The sequence below is a fragment of the Pseudomonas amygdali genome (genome assembly GCF_002699855.1).
GTDB lineage: Bacteria > Pseudomonadota > Gammaproteobacteria > Pseudomonadales > Pseudomonadaceae > Aquipseudomonas > Aquipseudomonas amygdali.
This window is the reverse complement of record NZ_LKBW01000324.1, coordinates 1-21,472: the sequence shown is the minus strand read 5'-3', so window position 1 is coordinate 21,472 and position 21,472 is coordinate 1. Positions and strand designations below refer to the sequence as shown.

The window sequence follows — 21,472 nt, the reverse complement described above, 5'->3', positions numbered from 1 at the left end:
GGGTAGCCTGGCGTCCTGCCAGGCTACCCCCGGATCAGCACCAGAACTCAGCCGTCACTAACGTCGCACTCTGCGTCGTCAGTGCCATCGAGTTAAAAAGCGCTTTCAGGCGCGGCGTTTCAGGTCAGTTCAGGCCCAGTTTGCCGCGCAGGGTCGAGAGGTCTTCAGCCAGGGTGTTGACCGGGCCGACCAGGGCTTTGCGGTCGTTCTCTTTCACCTTGTCGTAGGTTTCAAAGCCACCGTCCTTGGTCTTGTACTTGGCCAGAATCTTGTCCACGGTGGCAAAGTTCTTGTCGACTTTGCTGGAGAAGGCTTTGTCCTGCTGCTCGATCTGCGGGCGGAACAGGTCGACGATTTTCTTCGCGCCGTCGATGTTGCCCTGGAAGTCGTACAGGTCGGTGTGGCTGTAACGGTCTTCTTCGCCGGAGATCTTGGTCGCCGCCACTTCTTCCAGCAAGGCGGCTGCGCCACCGACGACTTTTTCAGGCGGGAAGGTCAGGTCGGCTACACGCTTTTCCAGGTCCTTGACGTCGCTCATCAGCTTGTCGGCGATAGGGCCCTGGTCCTTGGTGGTGTTCTGCGAGAACAGCGCGTACTCCAGACGATGGAAACCGGTAAAGTCTTCTGCCGTGACGCCTTGTTCGTGGTCGTCGACGCGTGAGTCGATGGACGCGTCCAGGTCACTGAACAGTTCGGCAATCGGCTCTACCGACTCGTAGTACACGCGGGTAGGGGCATACAGTTTTTTAGCCGTCGCGATGTCGCCCTTCTTCACGGCATCGGTGAACTTCTGGGTGTGGCTGACCAGTTCTTCGATATTTTCGGTCACGTAAATCTTGTAGTCCGAAACCGGACCTACCAGGTCCAGCGGCGCGGTGGCGGCAAAGGCAGCCAGTGGCGTCTGGAGCAGGCCAAGGGTCAAGAGCAAAGCCAGGGGCGTCTTTTTCATGGGTGTCTTCCGGGTCTGGAGTGGGTAGGTCATGCGGTTTTAGTGGGCGAAGCAGCTGCCAGCAGCGAGCGGCCGATGAAATCCTGGTCACCGGTTACCCCCGGCAGGGTGAAGAAGTAACCCCCACCGACCGGCTTGAGGTATTCCTCCAGCGGCTCGCCGTTGAGGCGGCTCTGAACGGTAATGAAGCCTTTTTCCAGGTCAGCCTGATAGCAGATGAACAGCAGGCCCATGTCCAGCTGACCGTTCTTGTTCACCCCGTTGGAGTAATTGAACGGACGGCGCAGGATCAGGTTGCGCTGGCTTTCGGCGGTACGCGGGTTGGCCAGGCGGATGTGCGAATCCAGTCGGGTTTTCTTGCCTTCAGGGTCTGCCGCGTAGTTGGGTACGTCGGTCTCGACCTTGCCGTCCATAGGTGCACCGGTGCTTTTGCTGCGGCCGAAAATCGATTCCTGCTCCTGCAATGGCGTGCGGTCCCAGCGTTCCACGAAGTTACGGATGATTCGCACGGCCTGATAGCTGCCGTTAGCGGCCCACGCTGGCTCGTCGCTACCCGGCTGCACCCAGACCAGCTCGTTCATGGTCTTCTGGTTGTTGGAATCCGGGTTTGCCGAGCCATCCCGGAAACCGAGGAAATTGCGCGCGCTTTCCGGCGGCTGGCCAGGCTTCTTCGGTGCCTGGGGCGGCACGGTGCCTTCCTGTTTCCAGCGCACCAGCAGCAGGTCAGGCAGGTTCTTGACGATGTCGCGCAGGGCGTGAATGTTGCTGTCGGCGGTGTTGGCGCAGAACTGGATGCTCAGGTCGCCATGGCAACTGGCCGGATCCAGCGCGTCGTTGGGGAAGCCGGTCATGCGGATCAGGCGTCTGGGTTTGACCGGGGTCAGGCCAAAGCGCTCATCGAACAGCGATTCGCCTACCGACACGGTAATGGTCAGGTTATCCGGGGTGACCACAGGGCCAAGAATGCCGGAATCAGGCGGTGGCAGTTTCGGGTCGATCTCCGGCACCGGGCCACCGGTCATCAGGAACGCGATGCGCTCATTGAGCATGCGGAACAGGCGCTCGAGATCTTCGCGGTCGGCAGCCAGCACGTCGAACGCGACCAGCATGCCTGCGGCCGGACGCGGGTTGACGATGCCGGTCTGATGCAGGCCGTGAAACTCGTTGTGGTCCTGGGTCTTTTCGCTGTTGGGCGCTTCGGTGACTTGCGCCGGCGTTGCGGCCAGTACGTTGCCGCTCAGGCTGCTGCCAGCCAGCGCGGCACCGGCAGCACCGAGACCCATCAGGACACGGCGACGCTGTATTGAAGCGGGGGCGTTAGTGGCTTCTGGACTGTTGTCTGGATTTTTCATCGTAGTGTGCTGTGCTCCAGTGAATCAGAGGTCAGAAAGGCCAAGTGCCGCGTCGATGCCGTTGAGTGCGTCAGCCAGCGCGCCAGCCTTGGCGGCGATTTGCCGACGCTGCGTCTCGTCCATCTGGTCATAGGGGCGCATGCCTCCCTCAGTGGTGCTCAACGCATCAAGTGTGGTGTCCAGATCAGCCATGGCCGCATCGATCTTCTGCAGCAGATCGGCAGCACTGCGGGTCAACAACGGACGCAGCAGATCGACGATTTTGCGGGTTCCGTCCAGATTGGCGGCAAAGCCGTTGAGGTCGCTGTGGCTGTAGCGTTCTTCTTCGCCGTTGCTGCGTACGTCAGCCAGGCTGCGCATCGTGCGGGTGGCGATGGCGGCCAGTTGTTCGGGGGCCAGCGATTGCGCCATCAACTGCTGTTTGAGCTGAGTGACATCGGTTTGCAGGCGCTGCGCGACGGGCGACAGGCCCTCGACGCTGTGCTGATCGAACAATGCGTATTCAATGCGATGGAAGCCGGTAAAGCCCGGATCCTGTTCACGCTTCTCGTAGTAATCGGCGCGGGCGTTGATGGCGTTGTCCAGTTCCGAGAGGCGCTGAGCAGCCGGAGCAATACGCTGATACGCGGTGCGGGCGGGCAGGTAGGCCGCCTGAGCGGCGCTCAGGTCGCCAGCGTCAATGGCTTGTTGCAGAGCCGTCACGGCCTTGATCAGCGCCGAACCTTGCAGGCTCAGGTACACCCGGTATTCGGAAAGAGGGCCGATGAAGGCGGTCATCGACGGGCGCGCCTTGGCTTTTGCATCGGACTCGGCGGTCGGGGTGACGTGCAAGGTGCCGCGCGGGTTGCTGAGCAGGCCGCAGGTAATCGCGTAATCGCCGGGTGCCAGGTTGGCATTGATCACCTGGCTCAACCCCGGCGCAATGTTTTCCCGCTCTTCAACCACCAGCACGCCATCGAGAATTTCCCATTCGACGGCGCGTTCCGAGCGGTTGACGATGCGGAAGGCATTCTTGCCCGCCGCCACCCTCAGCACATTCGGCTCACAGTTGCGGGCGTGAATATTGACCACGGTTTCAGTGCCGGCATTGGCCGCGCGCTTTTTTGCGGCGACCTGCGAGGCGTAATAGAACAGCCCGCCTGCGGCAATCATCAGGATCACCGAACCGGCGACAGCCAATTGCAGGACACGGGGCGGCCGGGCGTTCTCGGAAGGCCCTGGGGTACGGATAGACATGGGTGCCCTTATTCGTTCGTCACAGAAGATGTTTTCGGCTGTAGGGTCTTGCCGGACGCCGGGGTGTGCGGCATGAAGAACAGCAGCAGCGCCCCGATCAGGTAAATCAGGTAGACGCTCAAGGTGCTGACGGTCGGAGCGTCCTGGTAACCGAACATGCCAGCCAGTACCGAGCCGGCAGGCCCGTCCATCGGCAACAGTGCGCTGATGTCGAAAACCACTTCCTGCAGATGATTCCAGACTCCGGCTTCATGCAGCGCCTGAACGGAATTAGCGAGAATGCCCGCGGCCACCACCAGAATAAACAGCCCGGTCCAGCGGAAAAACAGGCTCAGGTTCAGACGCATGCTGCCGCTGTAAATGGCCACGCCGAAGCCCACGGCCAGGAACAGCCCGAGCAGGGCACCCAGCGGCGCGCCCGAGCCTTCACTCTGCTGGAATACTGCGAGCAGAAAGAATACGGTCTCCAGCCCTTCGCGGGCCACGGCGAAAAACACCATGGCGATCAACGCGTAGGTCTGGTTTTTCGAGCCGGTGAGGGCAGCGTCCAGAGACTCATGCAGCGCGTGCTTGATCGAGCGGGCGACCTTGCGCATCCAGAACACCATCGAGCTTAAAATACCCACGGCGATCAGGCCGACAATGCCTTCGAACAACTCCTGTTGCTTTTGCGGGAACTCGGCGCTCATCAACTCAAGCCCGCCACCGACGAACAGCGACAGCGCGGCAGCGAGGAACACGCCGATCCACACCGCAGGCATCCACTCGCCGCGGCCGGTCTGCTTCAGGTAACTGGCGATAATGCCAACAATCAGCGCGGCTTCAATGCCTTCGCGCAGCATGATCAAAAACGGAACGAGCATATCTCACCGGGTCAAAACTGTAGGGTGAACGTGCTTCAGCGAGCTATAAGCCGGAAACACTGCGTAACATAATGATACTCATTCTTGACTGCGGGTAGTTGTTTTTTATCTGCATCTCGGTTTTGGCAGGTTGTTCAGGTCAGGTTCAGCTGGGCTGGCTTGAGCGTAATAAATACCGGGGCGGCCCACTGGGTGGTCTGACCTGCCTATTTCAATTTGGGAAAACACGATGTCATCAGAATCAGACGCACCTGGTAGCGAGTGCGTACCGCCACGTGACGCGAACGCTGCTGCACATGCAGAGGCGGTCGAAATGCTCAAAGCCATCGACAGGCGATGGGAATTACTGATCAATCACGTCGGCCCCTGCCTGCCCCCGGTCACTGCCGCGCAGGATCCATTTCAGGCGCTGATCAAGGCCGTCGCCTATCAGCAACTGCATGCCAAAGCGGGTGACGCTATGATGATGAGGCTGCGCGCCCTGTTTCCAGACGCAGCCTTTCCGGCCGCGCAGGCATTGGTCGATCTGGATGAGCAAACACTGCGCTCCTGCGGTTTCTCGGCGTCCAAATGCCGAGCGATCAAAGCCATTGCCGCGGCACGGGTCGATGGTCTTGTCCCCGATGTCAGCGCTGCATTGGCCATGAGCAATGAAGCGCTTGTCGAACGCCTCATCCAGTTGCCGGGCGTAGGTCGCTGGACGGTTGAGATGATGCTCATTTACGGTCTGGGCCAGATGGACGTAATGCCCGCCAGCGACTATGGCGTGTGCGAAGGCTATCGACGGCTGTATGCTCTCGAACTCAAACCGGGTCATAGGGAAATGGCCAGAATTGGCGAACGGTTCGGCCCTTACAGGACGATTGCCGCCTGGTATTTGTGGCGAGTACCGGCCAACTTCAGCGACATCGATTTATCTCAAATTTGAGAGCAAGACTCGGAGTGCCTGTGTGTTGCGACAGGGATAGGCTCATCGAAACCCAAGACAGGCCATCAGCATGGAAAACATGAAAGGCACGTTGAAAACGCGCGCGCCACGAACCGAAGAGGACCCGCGCTGGGAGGTCCTGCTCAATCGTCGTTCAGGTGCGGGCGCTGACTTCGTCTACGGTGTGCTGACAACCGGTATCTACTGCAAACCCGGCAGCCCGAGCAAACTTCCAAGGCCGGAAAACGTCGTGTTCTTTTCTTCGGCGAGCGAGGCTGAAGCTGCCGGGTTTCGCCTGTCGCGGCGCAGTGGCAGTGATCAGCAAAGCGTGGACCTCAAGCATGCTTCGGCCGTTTCCGAAGCCTGCAGGCTGATAGACGCCTGCGACTCGATGCCCAATCTCGCTGCGCTTGCGGAAAAGGTCGGGATGAGCAGTTTTCATTTTCATCGCACTTTCAAGAAACTCACCGGGTTGACGCCCAAAGCCTACAGCGTCGCGTCCTTGCGCTCGCGAGTGAAAGTCCAGCTTTCCCACGATGTGACCATCACCAGTGCGCTGTATGAAGCAGGTTTCAACTCCAACAGCCGATTCTATGAGGCTTCGCAAAAAATGCTGGGCATGAAACCTTCTGAGTACCGGGCAGGCGGGGCCAATGTCGACATCAGGTTTGCACTGGGTGAAAGCTCGCTGGGTTCGATTCTGGTGGCCAGAAGCCCCAAGGGTATCTGCGCCATTTCACTCGGAGACGACCCCAATGTGCTGGTCGAAAAGTTTCAGGACCAGTACCCCAATGCCAACCTGATCGGCGGGGATGAAGAGTTTGAACAACTTGTCGCCAGGGTCGTGGGCTTCGTCGAGTCGCCTGCGACCGGCCTCGCGCTGCCGCTTGATATCCGCGGCACGGTTTTTCAGGAGCGGGTATGGCAGGCGCTCAGGGATATACCTGCCGGATCGACCGCAACCTACACCGATATCGCCACGCGTATCGGTATGCCCAGCGCAGTTCGCGCAGTGGCGAATGCGTGCGGTGCCAACACGCTGGCAGTTGCCATTCCCTGTCATCGGGTCGTGCGCAGCGACGGGCCGTTATCCGGTTATCGCTGGGGTGTCGAGCGCAAGCGCAAGCTGCTTGAAATCGAAGCTGCCGGGGGAGCAGGGCTTTTTTCAGGGCTTTGAACAGCAGCCTGACTCGCCGAGAATCCGGTAGGCCAGCCTTACCCGTTCTTCATTCGGATAGTTCTTGTTGGCCAGAATCACGATGCCGAGCTGTTTTTCCGGTATGAACGCGACATAGCCACCGAAACCGTTGGTTGATCCGGTCTTGTTGACCCAGACCGCAGATTGCGCTGCCTGCGGCGGCTCGATCACTTCGGTTTTGAGCGTGTTCAGCATGGCACTGGCGTTGCCTTCAAGCAGCTGCGCCAAGCCAACCGGCATCGGATACTGCTCCCAGATCAGGTCCTGAGTCATGCCGCCGACTTTGAAATAGCTGATCCGTGTGTCACTGAGAGCGCGTTGCAGCGGCGCGTCGTATTGACCAGGCCCAAGGTGTGACTCGACAAAACGGATCATGTCCCGCGCACTCGATTTCACGCCGTAGGCTTCACTCGCCAGAGGACCTGGGTTAACCCTGACCGGTTCGTCGAGTTTGTTGTAGCCCTGCGCATAAAGCTTCTGCTTTTCGTCGGGCACGTTCACGTAGGTGTTGCTCAGGTTCAGCGCCGGAAACAGGCGCTGCTGGAGGGCTTTTTCATAAGGCAGCTTCATGCTACGCGCCGCAACCATGCCGAGCAGGCCCACACTGGGGTTGGCATAAGTGCGGTGGGTGCCGTGCAGGTAGTCGGGCTGCCAGGCCTTGAAATAGTCCATCAATTGGCGAGTGTTCTGCACCTTGTCGGGCACTTGAAGGGGGAAGCCGCCTGCTGTGTGGGTGCCGAGGTGAAAGACCGGTATTTTGCCCAGGCGTGTGTCATTCAATTGCGGCAGGTAGGTGTCGATGCTGTCGGTCAGCGACAACTGCCCATTGGCCTGCGCCCAGGTGGCCAGTGTGGCAGTGAAGGTTTTGCTGATCGAGCCCAGTTCGAACAACGTATCGCTGGACACCGGCTGGCCGGTTGTTTTTGAGGCGACGCCGTAGTTATAGAACTGTTGTGTACCGTTGCGGGTGATGGCGATGGACATGCCTGCAATGTTGTTTTCCTGCATCACCTGCTGCGCCGCTTGCTGCACAACTGCATCAAGGTCAGGTGCCGGGTCTTGAGCGCAGGCAAGGGAAGCGTTCAGCACAAGCGCCGCGCATAACAGTGTCTTATTCCTTGGCATCACATGATTCCTTGTTGTTTTGGGTCGCCGCCGATCATCGAACAACGCTGTTTTGAAGCCTTGCTGCGGTGGTCGGTGGCGGCGGGTTTGCGTAATATGCCTCCTTTTTTGCGCTTCCTCCACGGGGCGCGGTTCAGGTAACCCATGAAATCAATCCGTATACGCGCCGAAGTCCTGGCCGGGCTCACGACATCCTTTGCCTTGGTGCCCGAGTGCATTGCCTTTGCACTAGTGGCCCATCTCAACCCGCTGATGGGGCTCTACGGCGCGTTCATCATTTGTACGCTGACGGCCCTGTTCGGCGGGCGTCCGGGCATGGTTTCCGGCGCGGCCGGTTCGATGGCGGTGGTGATCGTCGCGCTGGTGGTGCAGCACGGCGTGCAATATTTGCTGGCGACCGTATTGCTGGGCGGTTTGATCATGATCCTGTTCGGGCTGCTGCGGCTCGGCAAACTGGTGCGGCTGGTGCCTTATCCGGTGATGCTGGGCTTCGTCAACGGCCTGGCGATTGTCATCGCGATGGCGCAATTGGAGCACTTCAAGGTGGGTGAGTCATGGCTCAGCGGTACGCCGCTGTACGTGATGCTCGGTCTGGTGGCGTTGACCATGGCGATTGTCTATCTGTTGCCGCGCCTGACCCGTGTTGCACCGCCTGCGCTGGTGGCGATCCTGAGCGTCGGGCTGGCGGTTTATTTGCTCGGCCTGCCGACCCGCACCCTGGGCGACATGGCGCACATTGCCGGTGGCCTGCCGGTATTCGCCATGCCGGACATTTCGTGGAACCTGGACACCCTGCGCATCATCGCCCCATACGCCATCCTGATGGCGCTGGTCGGCCTGCTGGAAACCCTGCTGACCCTGAACCTGACCGACGAGATCACCGAAACCCGTGGCTATCCGGATCGTGAGTGCGTAGCGCTGGGCGCTGCCAACGTGGTCTCCGGTGCCTTCGGCGGCATGGGCGGTTGCGCGATGATCGGCCAGACGGTGATCAACCTCAGTTCCGGCGGCCGCGGTCGTGTGTCGGGCGTGGTGGCGGGTTTGATGATCCTGATGTTCGTGCTGTTTCTGTCGCCGCTGATCGAGCGCATTCCATTGGCGGCGCTGGTCGGGGTGATGTTTGTGGTTGCCCAGCAGACTTTCGCCTGGGCATCGTTGCGTGTGCTGCGCAAGGTGCCGGTCAATGACGTACTGGCGATCATTGCCGTGACCGTGGTCACGGTGCTCACCGATCTGGCCACTGCGGTGCTGTTCGGCATCATCATCGCGGCGATCAACTTTGCCTGGCAGCAGGCCCGCGAGCTGTATGCAGACAGCCATGTAGAGGCCGATGGCAGCAAGGTCTACCACCTGCACGGCACGCTGTTCTTCGCCTCGACCACGCCGTTTCTCGACCAGTTCAACCCGGCCGAGGACCCTGCACAGGTGACACTGGACTGTCGCCACCTGAGTTTCGTCGATTACTCGGCCATTGCTGCGCTCAAGACCTTGCGCGAGCGCTATGTCAAAGCGGGCAAGCATTTGCGAGTGGTGCATCTGTCCGAGCGCTGCAAGCGGCTGCTCAAGCGCGCCGGCGTGCAGCACGCATGAGCCGCGTTTCAGGCTGGATGTCTTTTCTCTGATACCAAAGGTGTGTGCCTGATGGATGCTGTCTCCCCGCTGCAAGCCTACGAACGTGCCGTCCAGCGTGGTTTTCAGCCTGATCAGGCGCAGTTGCAGGCTGCCCGACAGTTGCAGGCGTGCTATGAGGCCCTGGCCGATGCGCGGGGTCGGGCACAGGGCTTCTATTTGTGGGGGCCGGTCGGGCGCGGCAAGACCTGGTTGATGGACCGCTTTTTCGAAAGCCTGAGCGTGCCGGCCCGGCGTCAGCATTTTCATCACTTCATGCGCTGGGTGCACAAGCGCATGTTCGAGCTGATGGGCACGCCTCAGCCGCTGACCGTGGTCGCCAAAGAGCTGGCGCGGGAAGTGCGGGTGATGTGTTTCGATGAGTTGTTCGTGACTGACATCGGCGACGCAGTGATTCTCGGTGGGCTGCTGCAAGTTGTGTTCGAAGAGGGCGTAGTGCTGGTCTGTACGTCCGATCAGCCACCGGAAAAGTTGTACAGCCACGGCCATAATCGTGAGCGCTTCCTGCCAGCGGTCGCCGCGATACTGAAATACATGAATGTGGTGGCGGTCGACGGCGGCGAGGATCATCGCCTGCACCCCGGACAGTTGCACCAGCGTTACTGGGTTGCACAGGCCGGTCAGCCAAGTTCATTGAAGGGGATATTCGAAGCGCTGAGCGCTGGCCAGCCGGTTCACGACTCGCAGGTCATGCTCGGTTATCGCAGCATCAATGTGGTTCAGCATTCCGATACGGCAGTGTGGTGCCGCTATCGTGACCTGTGTGAACAACCGCTGGCTGCGATGGATTTTATCGCGTTGTGTGATCGTTTCTCGGTGATTCTGCTCAGCGAAGTGCCGCCCCTCAGCGCCGCCCAGCGCGAGGCGAAGATTGCCCGTGGCACCGAGGATGGCGTGGAGCAGGTGACGGCAGGCGACCGCGAGCTGCCGCAGTTATCGCCCAACGACGACGGCGTGCGACGTTTCATTGCGCTGGTGGACGAATGTTACGACCGGCGCATTCCGCTGTATGTAGAAGCGCCTGTGCCGATGGACGAACTGTACACCCAGGGTTATCTGTCGTTTGCCTTTCGGCGCACCCTGAGTCGGCTTCAGGAAATGCAACTGGAGCGTTTCACCGAGACCTGAGCTTCAGGCTGCATCCCGACGGCGCTGGGCCAGCACGTGTTTGGCGCCTTCGATCATCAGCACCACGACGGCCAGCCAGATTGGCAGGTAAGTCAGCCATTCATCGCGGCCGATGCTCTCGCCCAGCAACAGGGCGACGCCGACCAGCAGCACCGGCTCGACATAACTGAGCAACCCGAACAGGCTGAACGGCAGCAACCGGCTGGCAACGATATAACTGACCAGTGCCGAGGCACTGATGACCCCGAGCACGGGAATCAGCAGGTACAGCAGCGGTGCCTGCTGGATGGCTTGTGGATGACCGTTGGCGATAAACCACAGGCCGATGGGTAGCATCAGCAGCATGTCGAACCAGAGCCCGCCGAGGTGGTCGGTCCTGAGCTTGCGACGCAGCACGAAGTAAAGGGGATAGCCGCCCGCGACCAGCAGGGTTTCCCAGGAGAAACTGCCCAGCCTCCACAGCTCATGCGCCACGCCGATCATGGCAAACACCGCAGCGACTTTCTGCAGGTAGGAGAGGTGCTCGCCGTACACGATGCGGCCGGTGAGAATCATGCTCAGCGGCAGCAGGAAATAACCCAGCGACACCTCCAGGCTGCGCCCGTGCAGCGGTGCCCACATGAAGATCAGCAATTGCGCGCCGATCAGCACCGAAGACAGCAGCAGCGCGAAGATCAGCAGCGGTTGCTGCCTGAGCCGGACAGTCACTTCGCGGACTCGCCGCCAGTCTCCGCTGACCAGCATGAACAGCGTCGCGCATGGCACGGTGAGCAGCATGCGCCAGCCGAAGATCTCTTCACCGTCGAGCGGGGTCATCAGTGAAGTATAGAAATACATGACCCCGAACAGCGTTGACGCCAGGATCGACAGCACTACACCTTTGTACACGACGGCCTCCGCGACAGCTGATTCGACAGATTGCGCACCTGTCTGGTGCGCGTGGTAGTCAGTCTACTGGCCTGAGGTGCAAAAAGCTGCAAATCGGACGGCCCTTGCACGACGATGGAACGAGCCTCATGCAAGTGCATCAGAGGTTTTGGCTAATCGATCAGCTTTGTTAGGCTGTCGCGCTGGCCGGTGTGACCGTACTCGGCAAATTACAAGGAGCATGCATGACCTCTTTCAGCACCGCAGCCCAGGATGCCAAGGCTCGGGCGGAGCAGTCTTCGACGCGTATCGCGTTTTTCATTGCCGGTTTCAGTGTCGCCTCTTGGGCGCCGCTGGTGCCTTACGTCAAACAGCGGATGGGCCTTGATGAGGGCACGCTCGGGCTTTTGTTGCTGTGCCTCGGCGTAGGCTCGATTCTCTCGATGCCGTTGGCCGGTGCGCTGGCAGCGCGGTTTGGCTGTCGGCGGTTGCTGGTCTGCTCGACGGTGTTGATCTGTCTGTGTCTACCGCTATTGGCGACGATATCCAGTCTGCCGCTACTCATAGCCACGCTGTTCCTGTTTGGCGCGAGCATGGGGGGTGTGGATTGCACGGCCAACGTTCAGGCGGTGATTGTCGAGCGTGCCAGCGGCAAGACCATGATGTCGGGATTCCATGGCCTGTTCAGCCTCGGTGGGATTGTCGGTGCCGCGGGTGTCGCCGGCTTGCTCAGTCTGGGCATCTCGCCGTTCACGGCGATGCTGATCGTGGTATTTCTGACGTTGGTTGCGCTGGCCAAAGCGGCGCCGAATCTGTTGCCTTACGGCAGTCCGGCCGATGGGCCAGCCTTTGCCATCCCGCGTGGCGTGGTGCTGTTCATCGGCCTGCTGTGCTTCACCGTATTTCTGGCCGAAGGCGCAATGCTTGACTGGAGCGCGGTATTCCTGACCTCGTTGCGTGGTGTCGAAGCGTCGTATGCCGGACTGGGCTATGCGGTATTCGCCGCGACCATGACCCTGGGGCGGTTGTTTGGCGATCCGGTGGTAAAACGGGTTGGCTCCAATCGAGTGATCATTCTTGGCGGGCTGTGTGCCGCAGCGGGGCTGGCCGTCGCGACATTGATCCCGGTCTGGCAGGCGGCGCTGCTGGGGTATGCATTGGTAGGCGCGGGTTGCTCGAACATCGTACCGGTCTGCTACAGCGCAGTCGGTCGGCAGAAGACCATGCCGGAAAGCGTGGCGATTCCGGCGATCACCACGGTTGGTTACGCCGGGATTCTGATTGGTCCTGCGGCAATCGGTTTCATCGCCCATGTCAGCAGCCTTGAGCTGGCGTTCATGATCGTTGCCGTGATGCTCTTGGGCGTGGCTATCGGCGGCAGCAAGCTCAGGACCTGATTCTGACTACAACGTGCGCGCCATCCCCGACACCCGGATCGAACTCCCGGGCTGCTCGGGGATTTCCGCGCGCAGACGTGACGGGCTGCCCATGTCCTCGCCCTGAATAATGTCTATCAGGCCACCGTGCGGCCAGCCTATATCGCGCAGATAACCACCCAGGGCCGCCGTGGCCGCACCGGTAGCCGGGTCTTCATAAACGCCGCCGAAGGCAAATGGGTTGCGAGTGTGGAACAGCTGTTCGGTTTCGGCCCATACCAGCAAAATAGTCGCCCAGCCTTCGCGTACCATCAGCTCTCGACCGGCCTGCTGGTCATAGTGCATAGCCTTGAGCTGTGCCCGGCTGTTCAGCGCGAGCACAAGGTGCCCGGCACCGCCGTTGATATGCGCTGGCTTAATGCGTTCATCCAGATCGTTGTGCGTATAGCCGAATAGCGCCAGGGCCTCTTCCAGCAACTGCGCGCTGATCGGCTTGCTGAAGGTCGGTGGCGATTGCAGTGCTGCCGAAGTCAGGGAGCCTTGCGCATGGCCTTCGACAGTGATCTGCGCCTGATTGAGCGTCAGGCTGAACACGCCGTCGCCTTGCCGTGCCGCCAGTGCTGCGCCCAAAGCGATGGTCGCGTGTCCGCAGAACGGGACCTCTGCCAGCGGCGAGAAATAACGTACACTCCAGCAACTTTCCACAGGAGCGGCAAACACGGTTTCGGAAAAGCCGACCTCGGCGGCAAGCTGCTGCATGACGAGGTCATCGGGCAGCGCATCGCCAATCCACACGCCTGCCGGGTTTCCACCGCGATCGCCATCGCTGAATGCCGCCAGTTTGAGTATTTCAGTTGTCATTGAAGGGTGTCCTTGCCGTGGTCATTGGGCGACAGTTTGCAACGGAGCTGATTTGATAATCCAGTGAGAAGAACTGATGCGGTGCATCTATATAGATAGCTGATGCCTGAGCGCCCGCGCAGACCTCTCCTCTCAAGGCACCTCACACCTGGCCATACGCCGCTGCACTACACGTTCACGCAGTGCGTCGTAGGCCCAATTGAACAGCATGGTGTAAGGCAGAAACATCAGCAGCAGACCGATATCCAGCCAGAATGCTTCCATCAGGCTGATCGTCAGCCACCATGCGGCCAGTGGCACGACGGCCAGAATCAGTCCGGCTTCGAAACCTGTTGCGTGCAGCACGCGAGTGGTCAGGCTCATGGCAAACCCGTACCTGTTGCGCAGTCTGTCGAACAGGGCGTTGTAGAGCATGTTCCAAAGCATGGCGATGGTGGAGATCATCACTGTCATGGCGCCCATCATTGCCAGCGAATGGTTCATGAGCCAGGCCAGCAGCGGTGCGACCAGAATCACGCCACCGATCTCGAACAGGCTGGCGTGCAGCGCCCTTTCACGCAGGGTCTTGGACGCTACGGATGCGTGCTGGCTGGCGTGTTGTGGGCTGTTGCTCATGATAAGACTGTCCTTTGTGCTCGTGGGTGGCAGCATTATCATCGGTTTTTGCGTTAACCTGAAAATCAATACCATCGGTAAAGCCGATAAGAGAGTGTCATGAGTTATTCACCGGAAGCCCTGGAAGCCTTCGCCCAGATCGCCGCGCTGGGTTCGTTCAGTGCAGCTGCACGCCGTCTGGGCAAGAGTCAGTCGACGATCAGTGAAGCAATTGCCCGCCTGGAGATCGATTTTGGGCTGGAGCTGTTCGATCGCTCTTCCAGGCAGCCGGTTCTGACCGAAGCCGGGAGGGTCATGCTCGGCCGTGTCGATGACCTGTTGTGCGCCTCGGACCGACTGCGCCGGGCTGCTGCAAGGCTTGCGGCAGGCGTCGAGCCAAGGCTGACGCTGGTGCTGTCGGACGCCAACCAGTTCGCTGATTTCGAACGGCTGATGACCGAGCTGGATCAGCGCTTTCCGGAGCTGGAGATGGAATGCGTATTCGCCGAGCACGGTGATGCCATCAGCCTGGTGCAGTCGGGCAGGGCATCATTGGGGCTGCTGTCGGCGCAAGCCAGCTACCCACCGGAGATCGGTCACGCGACCATCGACGAAAGTGCCGATTTCGGTCTGTTCGTCTCGCATAAACATCCGCTTGCCGCGCTGGAACGGGTCGATTATCAGCAACTGGCGGGTTACCGCGCATTGCGCCTCAACACGCTGGTCGAGCACAGCATCCCCACCGACGACCTGCCCACCAGCGGTCACCGTCATTGGTCAGCGCCCAATTACCTGCTGTTGATGGACATGGCTGCCTTCGGTTTTGGCTGGTCGGCGTTGCCGCGCTGGCTGGTGTCGCGCTATTCGGGCGGGCTGCTCAAAGAGCTGAAAGTCTCGGGCTGGCCGCGTCGCTCGGCGGTCGATGTCATCTGGTCATTCCAGCGCAGCCTGGGGCCAGCAGGTGCATGGCTGCTGGAGTCGCTGGTGCCGTTTGCCGGAGAGTAAACGGATCGGCTCTCATAACCGGCAGTCAGCAGTCGCGGGGCTTGCTGATTTCCAGCTATAAAGCACAGACTTTCAACACTGTCGGGCAGGGTAACGCATGACATTCGACTGGCACTCCGATCCTGTTACACGTGATACCCCGGTGGACGACCGCTACCGAAATACGAAGAACGTGAGGCGCTTCATGACCGGACAATGCGGGCCGTCGTTCAGGTTCGACCGGCCATTCATGGCGTGGATCACTAATGGCGAGCCCAAAAACATGGGCCAGATCGTGGATGAATGGTTGCTTCTGCGAACAGCAGGATCGGAATGAGCTGACGTTGTGTGCTGTTGGAGGGCTGCTCGGCCGGGCTCGCTCTGGCTGTATCGAGAAGCACATACCGCCCTGACTTTCGAAAATCATCGATTTTCGAATGCAAAATGCCATTATTTTTGCAACTGAGCGTTTTTTCTCGTAGCGTGCTCGTGCCGCCCTGCCTGAAGGGAACGCGGCGCAACCCACACCGCAGGTGCCTCCGCCGTGACCCCGACAGATCTACAACATCTCCAGAGCCGATTATCGGCTCTGGAGCAGGAAAACGCCTCGCTTAAAGAGCGCCTGAGCGTCAGTGGTCAGGAGGCCGAAAACGCCCTGGCGCACTCTCAGGAGCGTTATCGTTTTCTGTTCAACGCGATGGATGAAGGCTTTTGTATCATCGAGTTCTTTGACGGCCCGCACGGCCCGTTGAGCGATTACATTCATATTGAAGCCAACCCGGCTTACGAGTATCACGCCGGCATTCCCAATGTGGTGGGCAAGAAGCTGCGCGAGATGGTTCGCGAAGAGGCGGATGGCTGGGTCGAGTTCTACGGCAAGGTATTGCGCACCGGTGAGCCGGTCCGCTTCGAGCGCGAGCTGGTGGCGACCGGGCGCTACCTGGCACTGACCGCGTTCCGCATCGAGCCGGCCAGCCGCAAGCAGGTAGCGGTGTTGTTTCAAGACATCACCGAACGCAAGCGCGCAGAGCTGGCGTTACAGCAGATGAATGAAACGCTGGAGGCTCGTATTGTCGAGGCCGTCGCCGAGCGCAATGTGCTCGCCGATGTCGTCAATGGCACCAATGCATTCATCCATGTCATCGACGCCAATTACCGCTGGATGGCCATCAATGGCTCAGCGCTACGCGAGTTCGAGCGTCTTTTTGGCGTCCGTCCTCAGGTAGGCGACAATATGCTCGACCTGCTGGACGACTGTCCGCAGAGCAAAGCGGGCCTTAAGCAGCGCTGGACGCGGGCGTTGGCAGGCGAGGAGTTTGCCGAAAGCGTCAGCTTCAGCGATTCGAAGGATCCGGCCAGCCACTTCGAAATGCGTTACAGCACGCTTCGCGATGCACAAGGCCAGTCCATTGGCGCGTATCTGTTTGCCTACGACGTCAGCGAACGGTTGCGCGAGCAGGAACGCCTGGCTCAGGCTGAGGATGCCCTGCGCCAGTCGCAGAAGATGGAAGCGGTTGGTCAGTTGACTGGCGGTATCGCCCACGACTTCAACAACCTGCTGACCGGTATCACCGGCTCGCTGGAACTGCTCAAGACGCGCATGAGCCAGGGCCGTTTCACTGAAATAGATCGCTACATAGGGGCTGCGCAGGATGCATCCAAGCGTGCAGCGTCGCTGACTCACCGGCTGCTGGCGTTTTCACGTCGACAGACGCTTGACCCCAAGTCGGTCGATATCAACCGGCTGGTGATCGGGATGGAAGAGCTGATTCGACGTACGGTCGGACCTCACATCACGCTGGAAGTCGTGACCTCAGTCGGGTTGTGGTCGACGTTCATTGACGCCCCGCAACTGGAAAATGCGCTGTTGAACCTGTGTATCAATGCCAGGGATGCCATGCCGCGAGGCGGGCGAATCACCATCGAAACCGCTAACCGGTGGATTGACGAGCGCGGCTCCCAGAGCCGGGATCTGACACCGGGGCAATACCTGTCGCTGTGTGTCAGTGACACCGGTACCGGCATGTCGCCTGAGGTTATCAACCGCGCGTTCGACCCGTTTTTCACCACCAAGCCACTCGGGCAGGGCACGGGTCTGGGATTGTCGATGGTGTACGGTTTTGTGCGCCAGTCCGGTGGGCAGGTGCGTATCTACTCTGAACCTGAGCAGGGCACGACCATGTGCCTGTACCTGCCGCGTCATTACCTTGGGGCTGCGGAAGAGGTCGAGGCTGTCGAGACTTGCGAATCGGCGCCTGCGCAGACCGAGCGTACGGTGATGATTGTCGACGATGAGCCGACCATCCGCATGCTGGTGGCCGAAGTGCTGGAGGATCAGGGGTATATCCCGATCGAGGCGGGCGAGGGCGCGTCTGCGCTGAAGATGCTGGAGTCCGATATGCGTATCGACCTGCTGGTAACCGACGTCGGGTTGCCTGGCGGCATGAACGGTCGGCAACTGGCGGATGCTGCGCGCATCATTCGACCAGACCTTAAAGTGCTGTTCATCACCGGTTATGCTGAGAACGCCATCATTGGTAACGGCCATCTGGATCCGGGGATGTGGGTGCTCACCAAGCCGTTCACCATGGACGCGTTCGCCAGCCGCATCTACGAAATGATCGAACGCAAGGATTGAGTCCAAAAAACGTCAGCGGGCAGGCAGTGTCTGGAATTCGCCTTTCGACAAGCCCTGCACGTCGTTGCCCATGCTGTCACGGATGGTCAGGTCGGCACCTTGGTCGGTCAACGCCTTGAGCACTTCAGTGCGTTTGAACAGCGCCGCGTACATGGCCGCCGTCTGCCCGGCATTGTTGGTCAGGTTTGGGCCGCAATCGGCCTGAACCAGGCGCTTGGCGATGCTCAGCTCACCCTTGAAAATCGCGCCCATCAGCGCAGTGTTGCCGCGATTGTCCTTGGCGCAAGGGTCAGCACCGGCATTGATCAGGCGTTCCACCGAATCTTCATGGCCGTGATAGGCGGCCAGAATAAGGCCGGTATAGCCCTGTTCGTCACGCACGTTGAGGTCGTAATGGGCTTCGATGAAGGTGTCCAGCATCGGGTTGTTACCTTCACGGGACGCGTCGAAAAACAGCGTGCGCAACTGGCTGGCGGTCTGTTCAGCGGTCAGTTCGGAAGCGGGTGCCGGGGCGGGTGGGGTTGCGTTTGCGGCTGCAGCAAACAGCAGCAAGGCATAGATCAGATTTTTCACAGGCGTTCTCCTGGCTGGAACCGCCCCGGCGTCGTGAACGCCGGAGCGGGACATCAGATCATCAGTCTTTGAGGCTTGCAGCCAGCGACTTGACCTTGCTCAGATCGCCCTTGGCGACTTCGGTTACCCGAGTGCCGTAGTCCGGATCTGCCTTGTACAGGAACGACAGCATAATGTTCTTGCTTTCGGTGTCGGTGTCAGCCAGCGACTCGCCAAAGCTCTGTATCAGGTCGGTCTTCTCTTTAGGGCTGTAGGAGCGATACAGATCACCCGCCTGCTTGAAGTTCTGCTCACGCGTAATCTTCGCCTGCTGGGTGGTGCCGCTGATCGGCAGTTCGCTGTAGCGCGCTTTTTCGTCGGCTGGACGTGGCTCCAGACGGCTCGGCTCATAGTTGACGCCGCTGGTGGTGTGACCGGTATTCAGAGCACCGTCCGGATTACCGTTGTTCACCGCAACCTTGGGCTGGTTGACCGGCAGGCTCAGACCATTCGCGCCCAGGCGATACATCTGGGTGTCGGCGTAGGAGAACACACGGCCTTGCAGCAGACGGTCCTCGGAAGGCTCGATACCAGGAACCAGGTTAGCCGGGGCCATGGCGACCTGTTCGGTTTCCTGGAAGAAGTTGTCGACGTTCTTGTTCAAGACCATCTGACCGATTTTCTTCTCAGGGACATCAGGCCAGATCTTGGTGGCGTCCAGAGGGTCGAAGTCGAATTTCGACAGCTCTTCAGGCTTCAGGACCTGAACGTACAAGTCCCATTTCGGGAAATCGCCTTTTTTGATGGCACCAACCAGATCGTTGGTCAGATGGCTGTAGTCCTTGGACTGGACCTGAGCGACTTCTTTCGGATCAAGGTTCTTGATGCCTTGCAGGGTCTTCCAGTGGAACTTGACGTAGTGCACTTCGCCTTTGGCATTCACCAGTTTGTAGGCGTGTACGCCGTTGCCGTCCATGAAGCGATAGCCTGCAGGCGTACCCTCATTTGAATACAGCAGTGTCAGCGTACGGGTGGCTTCTGGAACATGCGAGAAGAAGTCAAAGCGACGCGAATCGTTGTCCAGGTTGGTACGCGGGTCAGGCTTGAAGGCGTGGACCATGTCCGGGAACTTGATGGCGTCACGGATGAAGAAGGTTGGAAAGTTGTTGCCTACCAGGTCCCAGTTACCGTCTGCCGTGTAGAACTTGGTGGCGAAGCCGTGTGGGTCGCGCAGGGTTTCAGGCGAGTGGTTGCCATGGACAACGGAGGAAAAGCGCACGAAGACCGGGGTTTTTTCGCCCGATTTGAACACCGTGGCCTTGCTCAGATCGCTGATATCGGCCGATGCGGTGAACTCACCTTTGACACCCGTGCCGCGAGCGTGGACCACGCGCTCCGGAATACGCTCGCGATCAAAGCGCTGCAGCTTTTGCAACAGCTGCACATCTTGCAGCAGGACAGGCCCTTGGGCGCCTGCAGTCTGAGAGTTCTGATTGTCGCCGACGACGGCACCATTGTCGCGAGTCAGGGTGTCTGCTGCATAGGCGGTCGGAACAGTAACGAGACCGACTGCAGTCAGACACACCATATGTCTGGACCAGTTTAATAACGGCATTTTGAATCCCTCATATTTTTAGTAGGCCGGTATATCTTAGGCGCGTGGGGGCAGGGGGGTGATTATAAAAATATATCGGGGTGATTAAGATAAATACTGAGAGGGGAGAGGAACCGAGTAAAAACTTTCACAATTAGTTGAATAATTTCCTTGGCTATGAGGAAGGCGGGCTGCAGGTGAACGTATGAAAAATCATGGTTTTAGTTATTTATAGTCATGAAATTAAAGGATTTTTTATTAAATGTTGGTGTTAATAAAAGGCACGTTTAATCACGCTGTTCAAGGTTAATAGCAATCATTATCATTTTGAAAGCTCGTCAATAATAAAGTGCTGGCGTCCCGGTGTGGAACGATCGTGCAACTAAATAATGTGACATTCAAGATTGCTGGCTTTTTGATATTGTCTTCTGCGGTCGTCGTATAAGTTACAACTAAGTTATCCTGCGGCAAAGTGACATTATCGGTTTTGAAAGCGTTGACGCGCTATCATGTGGCCACACCTTGTGCAGCCACGCCGCGTTTAATGGAGCCGCTCGTCTCATGCCCACCATCATGTTGCTACAAACCCCGCCACCGGAGTTCATCCGTAGCCAGATCCAGCAGATGGTCGTGGACTACGTGACCGACATCAGCATGGTAGCCATTGCGCCGAGCAATCCGCTGTACAACCTGTATCAGTATGGCGTGGGGTATGAGGTGCATCTCTACCTGAACGCCATGGACGGCTCGCAAAACCTGGCGGTCGAACTGATCGTCGCGCTGGACGATGAGGACCCGGAAACCGTATTGGGGTTTTTACTGTACCTGCCTGTGCAAGATGATCCACAGGCTTGTGCCGTGGCCTATATGGCGGTGCGCGAAAGCCATCGTCGCCAAGGCATTGCACGCTCGATGCTGAGTAAAATGGTCGGTCGCTACCCTCACGCAGAGCTGTATTGCGTGGTGGGCAAAGTGGCGTATTTCGAAGCGCTGGGCTTCCAGGTCCTGGGCGCACGCGGGCCGCAGGTCATCATGAACACGTTGGATCACGGAACGGATGGCCTGCTTGCGGTCATGGACATCGCTCCGATCTACAGCTCGGTGGAAGTGCGTCAGATTCATGCGTACCTGCTCAAACAGCACGGCAAGAGAGCGATGGTCGATGCAGAGAAGCAGCGTGACCGTCATCTCGACCGTATGACCCGGGATGCCAGGGCGTTCGCCGAGCAGCGTCTTGAAAACCCTGGCGTGCCGGAAGGTGTTGCGCAAGCGTCAAGGCTGCACTGACAGCCAGGGTGTCGCGCAGGCAGACCTGTATTGATAGACGGAAGTAGTCGCACAAGCGCTATCTATCAAAAAAGTGGGGAGTGCGTTGGAACGATCCAAATGGAGTGAAGTCATTATGACATCACGACTATTTGGTCACTCTCAGGCACGGATGTCGCACCTCATTCAGCAACAGGTAAGCCCCATGAATTTCCTGCGTCGAGACTGTCAGAAATTTTGTGTTCGGGCATAACATGTAGCTAGAGGTGCATGTATGCCGACCAAAAAGAAGTCCGCCAATGCAACAGCGAGGGAGTTGCCCTCGATTCCCC

Annotated in this window: 20 protein-coding genes; 9 read left to right on the top strand and 11 right to left on the bottom strand. The window is 59.1% G+C overall.

Annotated features, from left to right (window positions below; genetic code table 11):
• Positions 1-124: 124 nt before the first annotated feature.
• Genes efeO (AO277_RS27110) through efeU form a run of 4 tightly spaced genes read right to left on the bottom strand, consistent with a single transcriptional unit; the run spans position 125 to position 4,400 of the window.
• Complete coding sequence (gene efeO / locus AO277_RS27110) at positions 125-949, bottom strand: iron uptake system protein EfeO (RefSeq protein WP_005733750.1); 825 nt, start codon at positions 947-949, stop codon at positions 125-127.
• Positions 950-978: 29 nt separating this feature from the next.
• Positions 979-2,301 (bottom strand): iron uptake transporter deferrochelatase/peroxidase subunit, encoded by a 1,323-nt coding sequence (gene efeB / locus AO277_RS27105; protein WP_044319247.1) that lies wholly within the window; start codon positions 2,299-2,301, stop codon positions 979-981.
• Between the two features lie 24 nt (positions 2,302-2,325).
• The gene (gene efeO / locus AO277_RS27100; protein WP_044319246.1) at positions 2,326-3,537 is read right to left on the bottom strand and encodes an iron uptake system protein EfeO; all 1,212 of its coding nucleotides are present in this window, start codon (positions 3,535-3,537) and stop codon (positions 2,326-2,328) included.
• 8 nt (positions 3,538-3,545) lie between these two features.
• Positions 3,546-4,400: an iron uptake transporter permease EfeU gene (gene efeU / locus AO277_RS27095; RefSeq protein WP_044319245.1), complete on the bottom strand. Its 855-nt coding sequence runs from the start codon at positions 4,398-4,400 to the stop codon at positions 3,546-3,548.
• Between the two features lie 313 nt (positions 4,401-4,713).
• Between efeU and AO277_RS27090 the strand changes: the two genes are divergently transcribed.
• Positions 4,714-5,328 (top strand): DNA-3-methyladenine glycosylase family protein, encoded by a 615-nt coding sequence (locus AO277_RS27090; protein ID WP_044319244.1) that lies wholly within the window; start codon positions 4,714-4,716, stop codon positions 5,326-5,328.
• A gap of 70 nt (positions 5,329-5,398) precedes the next feature.
• On the top strand, positions 5,399-6,505 hold the full coding sequence (ada, locus tag AO277_RS27085; RefSeq protein ID WP_044319243.1) for a bifunctional DNA-binding transcriptional regulator/O6-methylguanine-DNA methyltransferase Ada: 1,107 nt from the start codon (positions 5,399-5,401) through the stop codon (positions 6,503-6,505).
• Here ada and ampC read toward each other — a convergent pair.
• Positions 6,494-7,651: a class C beta-lactamase gene (ampC, locus tag AO277_RS27080; protein ID WP_044319242.1), complete on the bottom strand. Its 1,158-nt coding sequence runs from the start codon at positions 7,649-7,651 to the stop codon at positions 6,494-6,496. The genes ada and ampC overlap by 12 nt on opposite strands.
• A complete protein-coding gene (locus AO277_RS28680; RefSeq protein WP_005733756.1) occupies positions 7,651-7,797 on the bottom strand; it encodes a hypothetical protein in 147 nt (48 codons plus the stop codon). The genes ampC and AO277_RS28680 overlap by 1 nt, the downstream gene beginning before the upstream one ends.
• Between AO277_RS28680 and AO277_RS27075 the strand changes: the two genes are divergently transcribed.
• Positions 7,796-9,241, top strand: a complete 1,446-nt coding sequence (locus AO277_RS27075; protein ID WP_031595854.1) for a SulP family inorganic anion transporter — start codon at positions 7,796-7,798, stop codon at positions 9,239-9,241. The two genes, AO277_RS28680 and AO277_RS27075, sit on opposite strands and share 2 nt — an antisense overlap.
• Positions 9,242-9,292: 51 nt before the next feature.
• Positions 9,293-10,408 carry a cell division protein ZapE gene (gene zapE / locus AO277_RS27070; protein WP_044319241.1) on the top strand — a complete coding sequence of 372 codons (1,116 nt, stop codon included), beginning with the start codon at positions 9,293-9,295 and terminating at the stop codon, positions 10,406-10,408.
• A gap of 3 nt (positions 10,409-10,411) precedes the next feature.
• On the opposite strand, the gene rarD is transcribed toward zapE, so the two are convergent.
• A complete protein-coding gene (gene rarD / locus AO277_RS27065; RefSeq protein ID WP_044319240.1) occupies positions 10,412-11,296 on the bottom strand; it encodes an EamA family transporter RarD in 885 nt (294 codons plus the stop codon).
• Positions 11,297-11,520: 224 nt separating this feature from the next.
• On the opposite strand from rarD, the gene AO277_RS27060 reads away from it, so the two are divergent.
• The gene (locus tag AO277_RS27060; RefSeq protein WP_005733761.1) at positions 11,521-12,672 is read left to right on the top strand and encodes an MFS transporter; all 1,152 of its coding nucleotides are present in this window, start codon (positions 11,521-11,523) and stop codon (positions 12,670-12,672) included.
• 6 nt (positions 12,673-12,678) lie between these two features.
• On the opposite strand, the gene AO277_RS27055 is transcribed toward AO277_RS27060, so the two are convergent.
• Together AO277_RS27055 and AO277_RS27050 are read right to left on the bottom strand one after the other, a co-directional pair.
• Positions 12,679-13,512 (bottom strand): PhzF family phenazine biosynthesis protein, encoded by an 834-nt coding sequence (locus AO277_RS27055; protein ID WP_044319239.1) that lies wholly within the window; start codon positions 13,510-13,512, stop codon positions 12,679-12,681.
• A 132-nt stretch (positions 13,513-13,644) separates the two neighbouring features.
• The gene (locus tag AO277_RS27050) at positions 13,645-14,127 is read right to left on the bottom strand and encodes a multidrug/biocide efflux PACE transporter (RefSeq protein WP_002554176.1); all 483 of its coding nucleotides are present in this window, start codon (positions 14,125-14,127) and stop codon (positions 13,645-13,647) included.
• Positions 14,128-14,226: 99 nt separating this feature from the next.
• Between AO277_RS27050 and AO277_RS27045 the strand changes: the two genes are divergently transcribed.
• The 3 genes from AO277_RS27045 (at position 14,227) to AO277_RS27035 (ending at position 17,728) form a co-directional block, all read left to right on the top strand.
• Positions 14,227-15,111, top strand: coding sequence for a LysR family transcriptional regulator (locus tag AO277_RS27045; protein WP_002554175.1), 885 nt, complete (start codon positions 14,227-14,229; stop codon positions 15,109-15,111).
• A 97-nt stretch (positions 15,112-15,208) separates the two neighbouring features.
• The gene (locus AO277_RS27040) at positions 15,209-15,427 is read left to right on the top strand and encodes a DUF6434 domain-containing protein (protein WP_044319238.1); all 219 of its coding nucleotides are present in this window, start codon (positions 15,209-15,211) and stop codon (positions 15,425-15,427) included.
• Positions 15,428-15,634: 207 nt separating this feature from the next.
• Positions 15,635-17,728, top strand: coding sequence for a hybrid sensor histidine kinase/response regulator (locus tag AO277_RS27035; RefSeq protein WP_044319237.1), 2,094 nt, complete (start codon positions 15,635-15,637; stop codon positions 17,726-17,728).
• Between the two features lie 12 nt (positions 17,729-17,740).
• On the opposite strand, the gene AO277_RS27030 is transcribed toward AO277_RS27035, so the two are convergent.
• Both AO277_RS27030 and katB read right to left on the bottom strand, forming a co-directional pair.
• Positions 17,741-18,301 (bottom strand): ankyrin repeat domain-containing protein, encoded by a 561-nt coding sequence (locus tag AO277_RS27030; RefSeq protein ID WP_005734718.1) that lies wholly within the window; start codon positions 18,299-18,301, stop codon positions 17,741-17,743.
• Between the two features lie 61 nt (positions 18,302-18,362).
• Complete coding sequence (katB, locus tag AO277_RS27025) at positions 18,363-19,868, bottom strand: catalase KatB (RefSeq protein WP_044319236.1); 1,506 nt, start codon at positions 19,866-19,868, stop codon at positions 18,363-18,365.
• A 567-nt stretch (positions 19,869-20,435) separates the two neighbouring features.
• On the opposite strand from katB, the gene AO277_RS27020 reads away from it, so the two are divergent.
• The gene (locus AO277_RS27020) at positions 20,436-21,161 is read left to right on the top strand and encodes a GNAT family N-acetyltransferase (protein ID WP_002554170.1); all 726 of its coding nucleotides are present in this window, start codon (positions 20,436-20,438) and stop codon (positions 21,159-21,161) included.
• Positions 21,162-21,472: the final 311 nt, after the last annotated feature.

Bases quoted from the DNA above. Each gene is read 5' to 3' on its own strand.
- efeO (WP_005733750.1), bottom strand. From the start codon at position 949: ATGAAAAAGACGCCCCTGGCTTTGCTCTTGACCCTTGGCCTGCTCCAG.
- efeB (WP_044319247.1), bottom strand. From the start codon at position 2,301: ATGAAAAATCCAGACAACAGTCCAGAAGCCACTAACGCCCCCGCTTCA.
- efeO (WP_044319246.1), bottom strand. From the start codon at position 3,537: ATGTCTATCCGTACCCCAGGGCCTTCCGAGAACGCCCGGCCGCCCCGT.
- efeU (WP_044319245.1), bottom strand. From the start codon at position 4,400: ATGCTCGTTCCGTTTTTGATCATGCTGCGCGAAGGCATTGAAGCCGCG.
- AO277_RS27090 (WP_044319244.1), top strand. From the start codon at position 4,714: ATGCTCAAAGCCATCGACAGGCGATGGGAATTACTGATCAATCACGTC.
- ada (WP_044319243.1), top strand. From the start codon at position 5,399: ATGGAAAACATGAAAGGCACGTTGAAAACGCGCGCGCCACGAACCGAA.
- ampC (WP_044319242.1), bottom strand. From the start codon at position 7,651: ATGCCAAGGAATAAGACACTGTTATGCGCGGCGCTTGTGCTGAACGCT.
- AO277_RS27075 (WP_031595854.1), top strand. From the start codon at position 7,796: ATGAAATCAATCCGTATACGCGCCGAAGTCCTGGCCGGGCTCACGACA.
- AO277_RS28680 (WP_005733756.1), bottom strand. From the start codon at position 7,797: ATGGGTTACCTGAACCGCGCCCCGTGGAGGAAGCGCAAAAAAGGAGGC.
- zapE (WP_044319241.1), top strand. From the start codon at position 9,293: ATGGATGCTGTCTCCCCGCTGCAAGCCTACGAACGTGCCGTCCAGCGT.
- AO277_RS27060 (WP_005733761.1), top strand. From the start codon at position 11,521: ATGACCTCTTTCAGCACCGCAGCCCAGGATGCCAAGGCTCGGGCGGAG.
- AO277_RS27055 (WP_044319239.1), bottom strand. From the start codon at position 13,512: ATGACAACTGAAATACTCAAACTGGCGGCATTCAGCGATGGCGATCGC.
- AO277_RS27050 (WP_002554176.1), bottom strand. From the start codon at position 14,127: ATGAGCAACAGCCCACAACACGCCAGCCAGCACGCATCCGTAGCGTCC.
- AO277_RS27045 (WP_002554175.1), top strand. From the start codon at position 14,227: ATGAGTTATTCACCGGAAGCCCTGGAAGCCTTCGCCCAGATCGCCGCG.
- AO277_RS27040 (WP_044319238.1), top strand. From the start codon at position 15,209: ATGACATTCGACTGGCACTCCGATCCTGTTACACGTGATACCCCGGTG.
- katB (WP_044319236.1), bottom strand. From the start codon at position 19,868: ATGGTGTGTCTGACTGCAGTCGGTCTCGTTACTGTTCCGACCGCCTAT.
- AO277_RS27020 (WP_002554170.1), top strand. From the start codon at position 20,436: ATGCCCACCATCATGTTGCTACAAACCCCGCCACCGGAGTTCATCCGT.